This is a genomic window from Cryobacterium sp. TMT1-62 (assembly GCF_004403145.1).
Classification (GTDB): domain Bacteria; phylum Actinomycetota; class Actinomycetes; order Actinomycetales; family Microbacteriaceae; genus Cryobacterium; species Cryobacterium sandaracinum.
In genome coordinates this window covers 125,781-141,996 of record NZ_SOGZ01000047.1, presented here as the reverse complement: position 1 = coordinate 141,996, position 16,216 = coordinate 125,781, and the positions used below count along the sequence as shown (strand labels likewise).

Annotated in this window: 15 protein-coding genes; 2 read left to right on the top strand and 13 right to left on the bottom strand. The window is 67.6% G+C overall.

Annotated features, from left to right (window positions below; genetic code table 11):
- Positions 1 to 17: 17 nt before the first annotated feature.
- The 13 genes from E3T34_RS14425 to recO form a co-directional block, all read right to left on the bottom strand.
- Positions 18 to 1,025 carry a D-isomer specific 2-hydroxyacid dehydrogenase family protein gene (locus E3T34_RS14425; RefSeq protein ID WP_104099978.1) on the bottom strand — a complete coding sequence of 336 codons (1,008 nt, stop codon included), beginning with the start codon at positions 1,023 to 1,025 and terminating at the stop codon, positions 18 to 20.
- A complete protein-coding gene (locus tag E3T34_RS14420) occupies positions 1,009 to 1,929 on the bottom strand; it encodes an ATP-binding cassette domain-containing protein (protein WP_134343381.1) in 921 nt (306 codons plus the stop codon). The genes E3T34_RS14425 and E3T34_RS14420 overlap by 17 nt, the downstream gene beginning before the upstream one ends.
- A 4-nt stretch (positions 1,930 to 1,933) precedes the next feature.
- Complete coding sequence (locus E3T34_RS14415) at positions 1,934 to 3,622, bottom strand: ABC transporter ATP-binding protein (RefSeq protein WP_104099980.1); 1,689 nt, start codon at positions 3,620 to 3,622, stop codon at positions 1,934 to 1,936.
- The gene (locus tag E3T34_RS14410) at positions 3,619 to 4,695 is read right to left on the bottom strand and encodes an ABC transporter permease (protein WP_134343380.1); all 1,077 of its coding nucleotides are present in this window, start codon (positions 4,693 to 4,695) and stop codon (positions 3,619 to 3,621) included. Before E3T34_RS14410 ends, E3T34_RS14415 begins: the two co-directional genes overlap by 4 nt.
- A gap of 1 nt (position 4,696) precedes the next feature.
- On the bottom strand, positions 4,697 to 5,785 hold the full coding sequence (locus E3T34_RS14405) for an ABC transporter permease (RefSeq protein WP_104099982.1): 1,089 nt from the start codon (positions 5,783 to 5,785) through the stop codon (positions 4,697 to 4,699).
- A 109-nt stretch (positions 5,786 to 5,894) separates the two neighbouring features.
- Positions 5,895 to 7,532 (bottom strand): ABC transporter substrate-binding protein, encoded by a 1,638-nt coding sequence (locus tag E3T34_RS14400; protein WP_134343379.1) that lies wholly within the window; start codon positions 7,530 to 7,532, stop codon positions 5,895 to 5,897.
- A 166-nt stretch (positions 7,533 to 7,698) separates the two neighbouring features.
- Positions 7,699 to 9,561 (bottom strand): DNA primase, encoded by a 1,863-nt coding sequence (dnaG, locus tag E3T34_RS14395; RefSeq protein ID WP_134343378.1) that lies wholly within the window; start codon positions 9,559 to 9,561, stop codon positions 7,699 to 7,701.
- Positions 9,562 to 9,655: 94 nt separating this feature from the next.
- The gene (locus E3T34_RS14390; RefSeq protein ID WP_174721875.1) at positions 9,656 to 10,906 is read right to left on the bottom strand and encodes a deoxyguanosinetriphosphate triphosphohydrolase; all 1,251 of its coding nucleotides are present in this window, start codon (positions 10,904 to 10,906) and stop codon (positions 9,656 to 9,658) included.
- Entirely contained in the window at positions 10,899 to 12,071 is a 1,173-nt protein-coding gene (gene dusB, locus E3T34_RS14385; RefSeq protein ID WP_134343377.1) for a tRNA dihydrouridine synthase DusB, read from the bottom strand. Before dusB ends, E3T34_RS14390 begins: the two co-directional genes overlap by 8 nt.
- 45 nt (positions 12,072 to 12,116) lie before the next feature.
- Positions 12,117 to 12,242 carry a hypothetical protein gene (locus E3T34_RS16780; RefSeq protein WP_255570943.1) on the bottom strand — a complete coding sequence of 42 codons (126 nt, stop codon included), beginning with the start codon at positions 12,240 to 12,242 and terminating at the stop codon, positions 12,117 to 12,119.
- Entirely contained in the window at positions 12,239 to 12,898 is a 660-nt protein-coding gene (locus E3T34_RS14380) for a DsbA family protein (protein ID WP_134343376.1), read from the bottom strand. The genes E3T34_RS16780 and E3T34_RS14380 overlap by 4 nt, the downstream gene beginning before the upstream one ends.
- Before the next feature lie 40 nt (positions 12,899 to 12,938).
- Positions 12,939 to 13,769: an isoprenyl transferase gene (locus E3T34_RS14375; RefSeq protein ID WP_134343375.1), complete on the bottom strand. Its 831-nt coding sequence runs from the start codon at positions 13,767 to 13,769 to the stop codon at positions 12,939 to 12,941.
- A complete protein-coding gene (gene recO, locus E3T34_RS14370) occupies positions 13,766 to 14,488 on the bottom strand; it encodes a DNA repair protein RecO (protein ID WP_104099989.1) in 723 nt (240 codons plus the stop codon). The genes E3T34_RS14375 and recO overlap by 4 nt, the downstream gene beginning before the upstream one ends.
- Before the next feature lie 78 nt (positions 14,489 to 14,566).
- On the opposite strand from recO, the gene E3T34_RS14365 reads away from it, so the two are divergent.
- Together E3T34_RS14365 and E3T34_RS14360 are read left to right on the top strand one after the other, a co-directional pair.
- Positions 14,567 to 15,265, top strand: coding sequence for a trimeric intracellular cation channel family protein (locus E3T34_RS14365; RefSeq protein WP_233191248.1), 699 nt, complete (start codon positions 14,567 to 14,569; stop codon positions 15,263 to 15,265).
- 110 nt (positions 15,266 to 15,375) lie between these two features.
- Complete coding sequence (locus E3T34_RS14360; protein WP_174843143.1) at positions 15,376 to 16,116, top strand: hypothetical protein; 741 nt, start codon at positions 15,376 to 15,378, stop codon at positions 16,114 to 16,116.
- Positions 16,117 to 16,216: the final 100 nt, after the last annotated feature.

Sequence of the window (16,216 nt, the reverse complement as noted above, 5' to 3'; positions counted from 1 at the left end):
CAAATCGGCGTCAACCGTCAGTAGCCGATTTGAGGGTCAACGACCCCGACGTACCGCCCATCCGCAAGGAAGGCACCCACATTCAGGCGAATCCGCTCGGCCAGGAGCGGGGCGGTCATCTCGGGCGTGTCGGCCGAATGCGGCGTGATCAAGCACCGCGCCTCGGCCCAGAGCGGATGCCCCTGCGGCAACGGCTCCGGATCCGTCACGTCGAGGGCCGCGCCGGCGATGGTTCCTGCGGCCAGCGCTGCCACCAGAGCGTCCGTGTCGACGAGCGGGCCGCGGGCGATGTTGACGAGCACGGTCTCGGGCCGCATCAGCTCGAGTTCGGCCCGGCCGATCAGGTGGCGGGTGCCGCCCGTGAGCGCAGCCGCCACGACGACGACGTCGCTGGTCTGGAGAACGCCGGAGAGGGCGTCCGTCACCACCGTCTGAGCCGCACCGGGCACCGGCTCGGTGCTGCGGCGCACCACTGTGACGTGGGTGCCGAACGGCGCGAGCAGGCGGATCAGCTCACGGGCGATCCCACCAGCGCCGATGATGGTCACGTTGAGGCCGTAGAGCGAGCGCCCCTCGGAGAGCGTGCTCCAGCCCTCGGCCCGAGCGCGCTTCGGCAGCACCCGCAACAGCGCCAGGGTGAGAGCCAGGGCGTGTTCGGCGACGGGCTGCGCGTACGCGCCCTTCGCGCTGGTCCAGAGAAGGTCCGGGCGGTCCAGGCCGGCAAGCACCCCACTGAAGGCGTCGACGCCCGCCCAGGGGAGCTGCACCCACCCGATGCCGGGATACGCGTGCAGGGTGGCGCGCAGCTCGTCGGCCCGGCCGTAGTCCAGCCAGATCAGTCCGCGGGTCTCGCCGGAGAGCTCCGTCACGGTTCCCCCGGCAGCCTCGACCGCCCGGGAGAAGGCCGGTTCCGGCCGCGGCAGGATGGTGATCGGACCGGGGGCCGGTCGTCGGTGCGCCGGAAGGGGCGTGACCTCGTCGGTGAGAACGGCCTGGTGTTGCACGGATTCAGTTTTCGATGACATGTTCGTCGGATTCACTCTCGTAATCGTAGTTGTCGTCGTCGTTCTCCTCGTCCGGCGCCTCCCCCATCAGAGCCGCAGCCAGGCCGGCGACATACGGATGCCACGGGTCGTCGAACACCTCGTCGATCGTGCCCAGCCCCACCAGCACGCCCTGGTGCAGCACGGCGATTCGGTCTGCGACCCGGCGAAGCACGCTGAGATCGGAACTGATCACCAGCGCCGAGAAGGCCCGCTCGCGCTGCAGCTCGCCGATCAGGTCGACCACGGCGTCCCGGACGGTGGCATCGACGCCGGCCGTCGGCTCGTCCGCGATCAGGACCGACGGCCCGAATACCAGCGCCCGAGCCAGCGCCACCCGCTGACGCTGACCATTGCTCAGCTCGTAGGGGAATTTGGTGAGCACCGACAACGGAAGCCGCACCGCGTCGACCATGGTCGCCACTTGCTCGTCGAGGATGTGCCGGTCGTAGCGCCGGTCTCGGTCGAGCACGGGCTCGGCCACGATCTCCGCCACCGTCAGAGTCGAGGGCAGCGTGTCGGCGGCATCCTGGGCGAGGTGCCCCACCCCGAAGGTGAGCCGGGCCAGCTTGCGCCGACGGATGCCGCGGAGCCGGTACCCGAGCACCGTCGCCTCTCCCCCGGTGATCTCTGGTCGAACGTCGCCGGTGCCTCCGCCGCCGTGGCTGAACGCGGCGCCCGACAGAACCCGGGCCAGCGTGCTCTTGCCCGAACCGCTCTGCCCGAGAAGTCCGAGCACCTCGCCGACCCCGACCTGCAGGGTAAGGCCACGCACGGCCGTGAATGCGCCGCTGGCACCGTGCGGCGGGTACTCGACCGTCAGGTCACTGGTGGAGATCGGACTTGTCGGACTTGTCGGACTTGTCGGTGCGGCGCCGCGGATCATGTGTCTATCCTGCCTCACGCAGTCGGCGCAGTCCCTCCCGGCGCAGGGCCTGCTCGGCCGGGTCCGGCACGGGCAGGGAGGCCAGGAGCCGCTGGGTGTAGGGATCCTTGGGTGCACCGAGAACCTCGGCGCTGGTGCCCTCCTCGACAAGTTTTCCTCGGTACAGCACCGCGATCCGGTCCGCGACGAGGTCGACGACAGCCAGGTCATGACTGATGAACAGCGCGGCAAAGCCGAACTCCCGCTGGAGTTCGGCGAACAGCTCCAGCACCCGCGCCTGCACGGAGACGTCGAGAGCGCTGGTGGGCTCGTCGGCGATCAGCAGTGGCGGCTCCAGGGCGAGCGCCCGCGCCAGGCTCGCGCGCTGGCGCTGGCCGCCGCTCAGCTCGTGCGGGTAACGGTCGCCGTAGGCACGCGGCAGCTGCACGGCCTCGAGGAGCTCGTTGACCCGCGGGCGAGCATGGGCGGCGTTCTTCGCCCGACCGTGCACCACCAGCGGTTCAGCGACGCAGTCGGCGATGGTCAGCAGCGGGTTGAAACTCGACGCCGGGTCTTGGAAGACGAACCCGATGTCGCTGCGGAACTTCCGGAACGCACGCTCCTTGAACCCGTTCATCTCGTGGCCCATCACGGTCAGAGAGCCACCGGTCACCCGGGTCAGGCCGGCGATGGCCCGCCCGATCGTGGTCTTGCCAGAACCGCTCTCCCCCACCAGACCGAGAACCTCACCGGGCCGGATCAGGAAGCTCACGCCGTCGACGGCGGTGAAACCGGACCGGCCGAGCCGGCCGGGGTATTCGATTCGGAGCTGGTCGGCGACGACGACCGGCGCCTGCTGCTCCCAGCCGGCCGCGCGGGCCGTGGCACGGGCGGCGGCGTGCACGACCCCCTGGCCCACGTGAGGCACGGCGGCGAGCAGCTTCTTCGTGTAGTCGTTCTGCGGCGAGCGGAAGAGGGTTTGAGCATCCGCCTCTTCGACGACCTTGCCCTGGTACATCACCGCAACCCGGTCGGCGAGGTCTGCGACCACGCCCATGTTGTGGGTGATGAGCACGATCGCCGTGCCGAATTCATCGCGGCAGCGGCGCAGTAAGTCCAGGATCTCGGCCTGCACGGTCACGTCGAGCGCCGTGGTCGGCTCGTCGGCGACGATCAGGCCGGGGTCGAGCACCAGGGCCATGGCGATCACGACGCGCTGCTTCTGGCCGCCGGAGAACTGGTGCGGGTAGTAGTCGACGCGGGTTTCCGCGTCGGGGATACCGACCCGCCCGAGGATCTCGATGGCCTTCTTGCGGGCTTCCTTGCGACTGAACTGGCCGTGCGCGCGGATGCCCTCCATGATTTGCCAACCCACCGTGAAGACGGGGTTCAGCGCGGTCGAGGGTTCTTGGAACACCATGGAGACGTCGGTGCCGCGAACCTGCCGCAGCTGGGCTGTGCTGAGCGCGATGACGTTGCTCTCGCTCGAGCCGTCCTTGCTGCTGAGGATGACGGCCCCGGAGGCGGTCGCCGTCTCCGGCAGCAGCCCGAGGATGGTCTTGGCGGTGACGGTCTTGCCGCTCCCGCTCTCGCCGACGATGGCCAGGACCTCGCCGGGAGCGACCCGCAGGGTGACGCCGTCAACGGCCCGAACGGCTCCGGCGTCGGTCGCGAACGAAATGCCCAGATCGGTGATGGTGAGCACGTCGGTCATGGTCGCTCCTCGAGTCCTTCGGTGTGATGGGTTGCGGTGCCTTCCAGTCCGCCGAGCCCGCCGGGGCCGGCGACGAGGGTGCCACCGGGAACGACCGAGGTCTGCGCGACGATCCCGGCCGGCTGGCCGACTGCGCGGCGTCCGCGCAGGCGGGGATCGGCCAGGTCGTTGAGGCTTTCGCCGACCAGCGTAATGCCGAGCACGACGAGCACGATGGCCAGGCCGGGGAACAGTGACGTCCACCAGATGCCGCTGGTGACGTCCGAGAGGGCCTTGTTGAGGTCGTAGCCCCACTCGGAGGCGGCCGTCGGTTCAATGCCGAACCCGAGGAAGCCGAGGCCCGCGAGGGTCAGGATGGCCTCCGACGAGTTCAGGGTGAAGATCAGCGGAAGGGTGCGAGTGGCATTGCGGAACACGTGCCGGAACATGATCCGGCCGCTGCCGGCACCCAGCACGCGTGCGGATTCCACGTAGGCCTCCGCCTTGATCCGCACCGTTTCGGCGCGGATCACTCGGAAGTACTGCGGGATGAAGACCACGGTGATCGAGATCGCCGCCGCCAGCACACCGCCGATCAGGTTGGACTTGCCCCCGGAGATGACGATCGACATCACGATGGCGAGAAGCAGCGATGGGAACGCGTAGACGGCGTCGGAGACGACCACCAGGATCCGGTCGAGCCAGCCGCCGAAATAGCCCGACACCAGTCCGAGGAACACCCCGGCGAAGATCGACAGCAGGACGGCCACAATGATCACGAACAGGGCGGTCTGGGCACCCCACAGCACCCGGGAGAGCACGTCGTAGCCGCTGACGGTGGTGCCCAGCGGATGCGCGCCCCCGGGCGGCTGCTGGGCTCCGAAGGCGCCGTCGGCGTCGCGCAGTTGGCTGAAGCCGTAGGGCGCGAGCACGGGGGCGAAAATGGCGGTCAGCACAAAGAGAGTGGTGATCACCAGGCCGGCGACCAGCATCCCGCGCTGGAGTCCGATGCTCTGCCTGAGCTGGTGCACGACGGGGAGGCGGGACCAGACGCTGCGCTTCTGCCGGGCGGAGATCACGGTGGCGTCACTCATCTCAGTACCTCACTCTCGGGTCGATCAGTGCGGCGATGATATCGACGACGAAGTTGGAGAGGGCGACGATCACGGCGAGCAGGGCGACGATCCCCTGCACGGCCACGAAGTCCCGGGCCTTGAGGAACTCGGAGAGCATGAAGCCCAGGCCCTTCCATTCGAAGGTGGTCTCGGTCAGCACGGCGCCGCCGAGCAGCAGGGCGATCTGGAGGCCGATCACGGTGATGATCGGGATCAGGGCCGGCCGGTAGGCGTGCTTCCGCACCAGGCGGAACTCGCTCACCCCACGCGAGCGAGCGGCGTCGACGTAATCGGTGCCGAGGGTTCCGATCACGTTGGTGCGCACGAGGCGGAGGAAGACCCCCGCAGTGAGCAGCCCGAGCGTCAGCGCGGGGAGCACGGCATGCTCGAGAACGTCCCCGAGCACGGTCGGGTCCCCGGTCAGGATGGCGTCGATCGTGTACAGGCCGGTCTGGTTCGGCAACAGCTGCATCTGCAGCTCGGAACCGGTCGAGGCCCGCCCGGAGACGGGAAGCACGTCGAGGTAGACGGCGAAGACGAGTTTGAACAACAGCCCGGAGAAGAACACCGGCGTGGCGTAGCAGAGGATCGCGAAAACCCGGAGGAAGGCGTCCGCGGATTTGTCCCGCCAATAGGCGGCGACCATGCCCAGGGGAATCCCGACGATGAACGCGACGACGAGGGCGTAGAACACGAGCTCGAACGTGGCCAGCCCATAGGTGACCAGGATTTCGGAGACGGGACGGTTGGTGCTGATGGTCGTGCCGAAGTTGCCGGTGAACACCTGGCCCAGGTACTCGATGTACTGCACGAAGATGGGCCGGTCGTAGCCGGCGGCCTGGATGCGCTCGGCCAGCTGTTCGGGCCCGAGACGCCCGCCGAGAGCGGCCGTGATCGGGTCACCGGTCGTGCGCATCAGCCAGAAGACCATGGACACGAGGATGAAGATGGTGGGAAAGATCAGCAGAAAACGGATCAGGATGTACCGGCCGATCCCGCCGTCAGTTGCGGGACGTTTCTTGCGTCCCGTCGCGCGGGGCGACGGGGGGCGCGTGGTCACAGTGGTCATTCCTGCCTAACGATAGGACTGTGCGATTAGAACGTGACGGGGGCACCCAGCGCGCAAGCGGCTGGATGCCCCCGGGTTTCAAATTAGAAAATGCTAACCGGTTGACGAACTAACCTTTGACCAGTGCCGCGTAACGGAACTTGAACGACGCGTCGAGCGTGTCGCTGGTTCCGGTCACATCGGGGCCGGTGACGGCAACCTGGGCGCCCTGGAGCAGCGGCACGGTCGACAGCTGCGCGGCGACCTTGTCCTGGATCTCCTCGATCAGCTTCGTGCGCTCGGCAGGATCGGCGGTGACGGCCTGCTTCAGGATCAGGGCGTCGACCACCGTGTCGCTGTAGTGGTTCTTGAGGAAGCCGCCTTCGAGGAAGAACGGGGTCAGGTAGTTGTCGGCGTCAGAGTAGTCCGGGAACCAACCGAGCTGGTAGATGGGGTAGACATCCGTCGTGCGGTCCTTCGAGTACTGAACCCACTCGGTGGTCTGCAGGTCGACGGTGAAGAGGCCCGAGGCTTCCAGCTGGTCCTTGACCAGGGCGTACTCGTCGCCGGACGACGGGCCGTAGTGGTCGTTACTGTACTGGAGGTTGAGCTTTACCGGACCGGTCACGCCGGCGGCCTTGAGGGTTGCCGCGGCCTTGTCGACGTCGGGGGCACCCTCACCGTCGCCGTAGAGGCCCTTGAGGGACTCGGTGGCACCAGTCAGTCCGGCGGGAACGTAGGAGTACACCGGGGTGTACGTGCCCTTGTAGACCTGCTCGGCGATTTCGTCGCGGTCGACCAGGTCGGCCACGGCCTGGCGCACGGCAAGGGCCTTGGCCGGGTCGGCCTCGGCGGTCTTGGCGCCGAACGGCTGGGTGTCGAAGTTGAAGACGATGTAGCGGAGTTCGCCGCCGGGTCCGTCGACGACCTTGACCTTGTCGTTGCCGCGCAGGTCCTCGATGTCGGTGGCCGACAGGCTACGGAACGCCACGTCGATATCACCCTGCTGCACTTCGAGCTTCAGATTGGAGGCGTCGGCGTAGTACTTCACGTTGACGACGTCGGTCTTGGCCGCGCCCAGGAGACCCTCGTAGTCCGGGTTGGCCTTGTAGCCGACCAGGTTGTTGAAGTCGTAGCTGGTGATGACGTACTGGCCGGCGAACGCGTTGGCGTCGACGATGTCCTGGTCCGGCGTGAGCTTCGTGGCCGAGAAGGTGTCCTCGTCGACGATGGGGCCAGCCGGGCTGGACAGGATCTGCGGGAAGATCTGGTCGTCCGCCTGCTTGAGGGTGAAGACAACCGTGGTGTCATCGGGGGCCGCGACGCTGTCCAGGTTGTAGAGCAGCGAGGAGGGGCCGTTGTCGTCCGCGATCGCCAGCTGGCGGTCGAAGGTGAACTTGACGTCGGAGGAGGTGAGTTCGTTGCCGTTGGCCCACTTCAGACCGGGCTTGAGGGTGACCGTGTACTCGTTGGGGCTGGTGAACGCGGCGGCCGTGGCGATGTCGGGCTCGACGTCCGGACTGCCGTAGGGCGTGTTCATCAAGAATGGGAAGACCTGGTTCTGCACCGCGAACGAGCCGTTGTCGTAGGAACCGGCCGGGTCGAGCGACGTGATCTTGTCGGTCGTGCCGATCGTGATGGCTTCGCCACCCGAGCTGGTCTCGTCGTCGGTTCCGCCGGCGGAGCAGCCCGCCAGGGTCAACGCGGCGACCGCGACAACCGCGGCGGCACTGAGCCCTCTCGCGCGTGAAGTGGATGAGAATGCCATAGCCGTGAGCCTCTTCCTCTAGAAAACCGATGCCGGGCGCAGGAATCGTGCACGGCCAGCATTGCTGTAGGAAAAGAAGTAGCACAGAATGCGCGGTGTCCCGGCGCAATACGATGCATCTTTATCGAGCTGCAACCAAGGAGGAGCCGGGCGAGACGAGCCCGGTCTAATCCTCCCGGAGGTTGCGGCGCTCGGCCTCGACTCGCACCAGCTCCCGCTGGAGTGCCACATAGACGTCGCGATTGGTCGCATCCGCGCGCTGGAGCCGACCGAGCAGTTCGGCCTTCTGGCGAAGCAGGTCCCGGTCGATCAGGGCCACGGTGATGTCGCGCACGTAGCGGCCGATTTCGCGTTCGGACCGTTCGGGCAGGGAAGCCATCGCCAACTCCTTGACCAGGTTTTCCAGCGTGGCCGGGACCTCGGCGACGATGCGGTCGAGCCAGTCGACGGCGTCGTGGTGGGGCGCGGTGGCCGCGATGGCGTCGCGCACCACCGCCAGGGAGGTGTTCACGAAGTTCGTGGCCGCGGCGCGCTGGATCAGATCCACCCCGACGACGGTAGGGCGCTGCAGCATGGCCATCAGGCCGTCGCGTTCCAGCCGGGTGACGGGGTCGGTCGCCAGGTCGATCATGGAGAACGGCTGCTCCCGGGGCACCGGCTCGTTCTCCCCCGGCCGAGCTCCCGGAGTGGCCGTACCGGTGCTCCGGGAGCGCGACAGGGCGGCGGAGACGGCCTTGCCGACCTCGCCGAGCTCCATGCCGAGCATGCGCGCCAGCTCGTGCGTGTAACCGGGTCGCAGGGTCGGGTCACGGATGTCGCCGACGATCGGCGCCGCGGCGCGAAGCGCGGCGACGCGACCCTCCACCGTGTCGAGGTTGTATTGGCCGAGCAACTGCCGGATCATGAATTCGAACATGGGCTTTTTCGAGTCGATCAGCCGGCGCACGGCGTCATCGCCGCGGTGCAGTCGCAGGTCGCAGGGGTCCAGTCCCTCGGGCGCGACGGCCACGTACGTCTGGGCGGAGAAACGCTGCTCCTCGCTGAATGCGCGCACGGCGGCCTTCTGGCCGGCGGCATCCGGATCGAACGTGAACACGACCTCGCCGACCCCGCTGTCGTCGCCGAGCACGCGACGCAGCACCTTGATGTGATCGACCCCGAAGGATGTGCCGCAGGTGGCGACCGCGGTCGTCACCCCGGCAAGGTGGCAGGCCATGACGTCGGTGTATCCCTCCACGACGACGACCTGGTGGCCTCGGGAAATGTCGCGTTTGGCGAGGTCAAGCCCGTAGAGCACCTGGGACTTGTGGTAGATCGGCGTTTCGGGGGTATTCAGATATTTGGGTCCCTTGTCGTCGTCGAGGAGCCGACGCGCCCCGAAGCCGATGGTCTGCCCGGTGATGTCCCGGATCGGCCAGACCAGGCGGCCGCGGAACCGGTCGTACACGCCGCGGTCGCCGCTGGAAACGAGACCGGACAGCGTGAGTTCCTCGGTGGAGAACCCCCTGGCGCGCAGGTGGTTGGTGAGCTCGTCCCAGCTTTTCGGGGCGAAGCCGACCCCGAACCGGGCGGCCGCGAGGGAGTCGAAGCCGCGTTCGCCGAGGAAGGTACGCCCGACCAGGGCGCCGGGGCTGCCGAGGCGTTCCACGAAGAAGTCGGCCGCGGCCTGGTTGGCGGCGTACAGGCGGGCCCGATTGGTGTGGTCGGGAGCCTCGCCGGCGCCGCCCTCGTAGTGCAACTCGATACCAACCCGGCCGGCGAGCCGTTCGACGGCCTCACTGAAACTGACGTGGTCCATTTTCTGCAGAAAGGAGTAGACGTCGCCGCTCTCGCCGCAACCGAAGCAGTGGTAGAAACCGACCTGTGGGCGCACGTGGAAGCTTGGGCTGCGCTCGTCGTGAAAGGGGCACAGCCCCTTCATCGATCCCACGCCGGCGGACTTGAGACTCACGTAGTCGCCGACGATGTCGGCGATGTTGGTGCGGGACTTGACCTCTTCGATGTCGTTTTGTCGAATCAGGCCTGCCATAGCTGAATGTTAGTCCTGCCCGTGTCGGTGTTCGGTGTAGTGTCGTCGTTCTGTGCGGTGCTGCCCGTGCTGTCCGTGCTGTTGTTCGCGCGGGTCAGTGCTTTACCAGGCGTTCGTACCAGGCCAGCGCGGACTGGTCGGTAAGGCTGGCGACCTGGTCGACGACGACGCGTTTGCGGGCTGCGGCGTCGGCGGCTGCGTGCCAGTCCTCCCGGTATCCCGCGTCGAGGTGTTCGTCCCCCGTCGCGTGCAGCGTGCGCGCCAACAGGGTGAGCACCTGCCTCTGCTCCACATAGATGGGCTTGCGGGTCTGTCGCGTCATCACGAAGGTCGCCACGATGCCCTTGAGCACGGCGATCTCCGCCTCGACCTCCCGCGGCACGACCACGTGGGCGCCGAACCGAATCAGGTCGCCCCCCGGGTTGGCGTCGCGGGTGGCGCGCACGGCGGCACCGCTGAAGCGGCCGATCAGCTGGCTGGTCAAGTTCTTCAGCAGGCCTTGGTCGCGGCGGCTGCCCGACCAGGTCTCAAGCCAGGCGTTGAGCGAGTCCAGCCGGTCGAAGGCGTCGGCCAGGTCCTCCTCGGAGAGACCATCGCCGGTCCACTCGGTCATCGTGGCCAGAAGCGACTCGTGGTTGGTCCGGCTGCCGAGCTGGCCGACGTCGATGTAGCCGTTGACGACGGCGTCCTCGAAGTCGTGCACGGAATACGCGATGTCGTCGGAGAGGTCCATCACCTGCGCCTCGATGCAGCGCCGGCGCTCCGCGGCGCCGGAGCGCATCCACTCGAAGGCCTCCCTGTCGTCCGGGTAGAAGCCGTACTTGGCGCGGCCGCTCGGATCGGCGACCGACGAGTCGGCCGGCCAAGGGTATTTGCAGCTCGCGTCGAGGCTCGCCCGGGTGAGATTGAGCCCATAGCTGCGGCCGTGACGGCCGAAGACCTTGGGTTCGAGTCGGGTGAGCAGGCGGAGCGTCTGCGCGTTACCCTCGAAGCCGCCGATGTCTGCGGACCAGGTGTTGAGGGCCTTCTCGCCGTTGTGGCCGAAGGGCGGATGGCCGATGTCGTGCGCCAGGCAGGCGGTGTCGACGATGTCCGGGTCGAGGCCCAGCCGCAGAGCGAGTTCGCGCCCGACCTGGGCGACCTCGAGAGAATGGGTGAGTCGGTTGCGCGCGAAATCGAGACCGGCGGCCGGGCTCAGCACCTGGGTCTTCGCGGCCAACCGGCGCAGAGCGCTCGAGTGCAAAAGCCGGGCCCGGTCGCGAGCGAAATCGCTGCGCCTGGAGCCGTGCTCCTCAGGCAGCCAGCGTTCCTCGTCGTGCCTGCTGTATCCGGTCTCATTAGCCACCGCTTGTGTCCCCTTCACCTTCGGTCAGATTGGCGCGTTCCGCCGACACCAGCTCCCGGGAGTCGAGCCAGTGTTCAGGAAGTGAGGTTTTCTTCGGGCTGCCGGCCCGACCCCGGGGCCCCTCGGCGCCCTCGCCGGGGTAGTCCTGATCGCCGTCGAGGGTGCCCAGCAGATCGTCGAGCTGCGCGAGCGAGACGACCGAGGCCAGGCTCGCCCGCAGGTCGCCGCCGACCGGGTAGCCCTTGAAATACCAGGCCACATGCTTGCGGATGTCCCGGCAGGCTCGCTCCTCGCTCTCGAAGAATTCGGTCAAGAGCACCGCGTGGCGGCGGAAGGCGTCGGCGACCTGGCCCAGGTTGGGCTGGATCCTGGCAGCCGCCGCGCCGAACTCGCCGCCGCGGAAAGCCGCGGCGAGGTCACCAAACAGCCAGGGGCGGCCCAGGCAGCCGCGCCCGACGACGACGCCGTCACAGCCGGTCTCCGCGACCATGCGCAGGGCGTCCTCGGCGGACCAGATGTCACCGTTGCCGAGCACGGGCACGCTGGTGACGGTTTTCTTGAGGGTCGCGATGGCGGACCAGTCGGCCTGGCCGGAGTAGTACTCGGCGGCCGTGCGGGCATGCAGGGCGATGGCCGCGACACCGGCGCCCTCGGCCGCCTTGCCAGCCTCCAGATAGGTCAGATGATCGGAGTCGATGCCCTTGCGCATCTTGACGGTAACCGGCACGTCACCGGCCGCGGTGACGGCACCCTCGACGATCTGACGGAAGAGCCCGAGCTTCCAGGGCAGGGCGGCGCCGCCGCCCTTGCGGGTGACCTTGGGAACCGGGCAGCCGAAGTTGAGGTCGATGTGGTCGGCCCGGTCCTCGGCCACAAGCAGGGTGACCGCCTCGGCGACGGTCTTCGGGTCCACGCCGTACAGCTGGATTGAGCGGGTCTTTTCGCTCTCGTGATGGTTGATCAGTCGCATCGACTCCGGCGTGCGTTCGACCAGCGCACGGGAGGTTATCATCTCGCTGACATAGAGGCCTGCGCCGTATTCACGGCACAGACGACGAAACGCCGTGTTGGTAATCCCTGCCATGGGCGCGAGAACGACGGGCACGTCGAGCGTGAGCGGGCCGATCGTGAGGTTCGCCGGGCTGGTCTGGGTTACGGAAGTCATCCGTTCAATTCTCCCCCACGCCGGGACGCCTACCTGACGACCCGGCTAGACGCCGCAGGAGCCGCCGCCGCAGCATCCGCCGGCCGTGGCTTGGCCGAGAAGTTCGATCGTGGGAACGGACGCGGCCTCGGCGGGGGCGACCGGGGCGGTGGTATCTGGTGCGTCGCTCATTTGTTCTTCTCCTCGGATTTTTCGGTGTGCGCCTGGCGGAGGGCCTGGGCGAAGGTGTCGGGGTCCTGGGCGCCGGAGATCCCGTATTTGCCGTCGATGACGAAGAAGGGCACCCCCTGGATGCCGTAGGCGTTGGCCTGAGCGACGTCGGCCTTGACATCCGCGAGGAAGTCGTGGGCGGTCAGGGCGCGGATGACGTCGTCACGGTCCAGGCCGATTTCGGCGGCGAGGTCTGCGAGGTCGGCGATCCGGCCGACGTGGCGGCCGTCGACGAAGTAGGCCTTAAGCAGTCGTTCTTTCATGTCGAGCTGGCGGCCGTGCGCCTTCGCGTAGTGCAGCAGCTCGTGCGAGATGACAGTGTTGGTCTGATGCACGGAGTCGTAGTCGTAGTGCAGCCCGACGCTCTCGGCAATGCCGGTGACGCGCTCGAGCATCTGCTCGACCTCGGCGACCGGCAGGCCCTTCCGCTGACTGAGGTAGTCGACGGGGCTGCCATCGAAGTCGACCGGGGTATCCGGGGCGAGTTCAAAGCTGTGATACTCAACCTCGACGTTCCCGTCGAACAGGGCCGCCCCGGCCTCGAACTTGCGCTTTCCGATGTAGCACCAGGGGCACTGAACGTCGGACCAGATGTCTACTTTAATGGCTTCACTCACTGTGAGGTCAACCGATGGAGCCCCACGTTGTATTCCCGGCCTAGACGGTCGGCGCGTCCACGGCGCCGCCGTAGCGGCGGTTACGGGCCGCGTAGAGCTCGATCGCCCGCCACAGGTCCCCACGGCCGAAGTCCGGCCAGAGGGTGTCCAAAAACACCATCTCCGCGTAGGCGCTCTGCCAGAGCAGAAAGTTGCTGGTGCGCTGCTCCCCCGAACTGCGCAGGAACAGGTCCACGTCGGGGAGGTCCGCGGTGTACAGGTACCGCTGGATCGACTTCTCGGTGATCCCGGTGGGCTTCAACCTGCCTGCGGCCACGTCCTCAGCCAAGGCGCGCACGGCATCCGCGATCTCGGTGCGCCCGCCGTAGTTCACGCACATGGTGAGGGTGAGCACGTCGTTCCCGGTGGTCAGCCGTTCGGCGAACTGCAGTTCCTTGATGACGGATGCCCACAGCCGGGGCTTGCGTCCGGCCCACCGCACGCGCACCCCCCATTCGTTGAGCTGATCGCGCCGGCGGTGCAGGACGTCCCGGTTGAATCCCATCAGGAAGCGAACCTCGTCGGGTGACCGCTTCCAGTTCTCGGTGGAGAACGCGTAGACGCTCAGGTGTTTGACGCCGATCTGGATGGCCCCGGCGACGACGTCGAGAAGCGCAGCCTCCCCCGCCTTGTGGCCTTCCACCCGAGGCAGCCCGCGCGCGTTCGCCCACCGGCCGTTGCCGTCCATCACGACCGCCACGTGCTCGGGAACGGCCTGCTTCGGCAGGGCGGGCGGGTACAGGCCCGTCCAGTCCAAGGGTTTGAACGGCACCGCATCCTTGTGGGTCAGGGGCTTCTGGCCGAAGGGATTGAGGAAGAGCGCAGGTGTCATCGACTCACGTGTTCCAACGATCGAAGGCCGCGCCCGAGGTGCCACTGCGTGTAGGCGGCGACAACCCCGGTGGCCTGGGCTCTGGTCTGGGGAGGGGTGGATTTGGTGTGCTCCCAGTCGCCGGTCAGGAGGGAGCCGAGCAGGGTGATGGTGGCCGGATCGAGCCTCGGCGAACCAGGGGCTGCGCAATCGTCGCAGACGATCCCGCCAGCCTGCACAACCATCGCTGAGTGAGCTCCCCGGGCTCCGCACCGTGCGCAGTCCTGGAAACTGGGTGCCCAGCCGGCCATCGACAGTGCTCGGAGCAGATAGGAGTCGAGGGTGAGGCCGGCGCCGTGCTCACGGCGGGAGAGCGACCGGAGGGCACCCACGAGCAGCAGGTACTGCTGCAGCGAACCCTCCGCCTCGGTGAGTTTGTCGGCGGTTTCGACCATGGCGCTGGCCGCCGTGTAGCTCGGGTAGTCGGCCGTGATCAGGGCTCCGTAAGAAGCGATGGACTCCGCCTGCGTGATGACGTCGAGGCTCCGCCCCTCCCAAAGCTGCACGTCGGCGACCATGAACGGTTCGAGCCGGGCCCCGAATTTCGACGCGGTGCGGCGCACACCCTTGGCCACCGCGCGCACCTTCCCGTGCTGGCGCGTGAGCATGGTGACGATGCGGTCGGCTTCGCCCAGTTTCTGGGTGCGCAGCACGACGACATCATCACGGTAGACAGGCACCCCTGAATTCTCCCACCTGGCGGGAGCGCGGGGTCGTCAAGCGCGCCGATACCCACCGTTTCAGTGGTTTCATTAGGGGTGCCCTCCACCTCATTCTTCATCCCGCTCTGGCTCGACCTCACGGCCGTGGCCATCGGAGCCGTGCAGGGCGCCATGTTCGCCGGCCGCTTCACCGACCGCCGCTTCGACCTGCTCGGCATCGCGCTGATCGGCGTCACCGTGGGGCTCGGCGGCGGTTTGCTCCGCGATATCCTGCTGGGCGGCGTGCCGGCCGCGCTGCAGAGTAACTGGTACCTGCCGGTGTGCGCGGGGGCGGCTCTGCTCGGCATGCTGCTGCAGAGCCTGTTCAACCGGCTCGGCCCGTTCATCATCGCCCTCGACGCCGTGACCATCGGGCTGTTCGGCGCCCTCGGCACGAGCAAGGCACTCGCCGTCGGCCTGCCGGAGATCCCCGCCCTGTTCGTCGGGGTCGTCACGGCGGTGGGTGGGTCGGCCCTGCGGGACATGATGCTGAACGTGCCGATCGCCGTGATGCACGTCGGCTCGTTCTACGCCGTCGCGGCCGGGGTCGGCAGCGGCCTGCTCGTGGTGCTCTTCATGCTGCAGGTGCCCATCACCATCGCCGGGATCGCCTGCGTCGTGGTGACGACGGTCATCCGGATCCTCGCTGCGCGGTACGGCTGGAGCCTGCCGCAGCAGCGCGCGATCGGCAGTTGGCCCCGGTGGCGGCGCGACAATATCGTCGCCTTCCGGCGGCGCAGGAACCGCGGGGCCTGAGGCCCCGAACGGGCCCGAAACTGGTCCACAAACGACGGATTCCGCTCTCGCCTTTCATTGCGTCCCGGGTCAGACTGGTAAGAAGATCTCACGTCGTTTGGAGGAACCTCATGAACATGATGAAGGGCAACGTGCCCGATTCGATGCCGGATTTGATGCCGGTCCTGTCCCGAGGCAAGCACAGAAACCCACGTTCCGGCGCCTGTTTCATGGAGTTCGCCTCCTATCTCGCCGGAGTGGCCTGGAGTGACCACCCTGCCTGCACTCATCCGTTACTCGCCTCCGTCGCTCGGATGGTGAACGACTGCACGTCGGACACCGCCCGGGCCCGGCTGGCCCCGCTGATCCCGTCGGTGATCGGTCTGCGCGGGGACAACGCACGGGTGCGCCTGCTGATCGCTCTGCGGGCGGCCACATCCGCGCTCCCGGTCACGAGTGCAGACCACCAACGGGCCCTTGCCGTGGGGATCCTCAACTGCGAACGGTACCTGACCGAGGCCAACGGCACCATTCCCGACGACGTCGCCCTGCGCATCCGCAATTCGTTTGACGCGGCACCGGCGACCGAACGGTGGGCGCGAGACTTCATCGCCTCGATGGGATCCTGGTCTCGGAGCAAGTTCACGGACCGCACGGCGGAGACCATCATCCGGGTGTCCGTGCAGGGCATCGCGGAAGCGTGCGTTCCCGACCCGGACGGCCAGCTCTACGACCTGCTCGCCGGCGCGATCGACGACTGCACGATGGTGCTGACCCCTGCGCCCAAGGCACGACCGGCCAGGGCGACTGCCGACCCGACTCACGTCGCTCCGACGCACCGGGCGAAGACGAAGGACACGGCGCGGGTCTAGAGCCGGACTGACAGCACGCAGCCGAGAACCATCGCTCCGGCCGAGCGCCTCCCCCGGGGAAGGCACTCGGCCGGGCTGACGATTTTCTGCTCACGCGCCG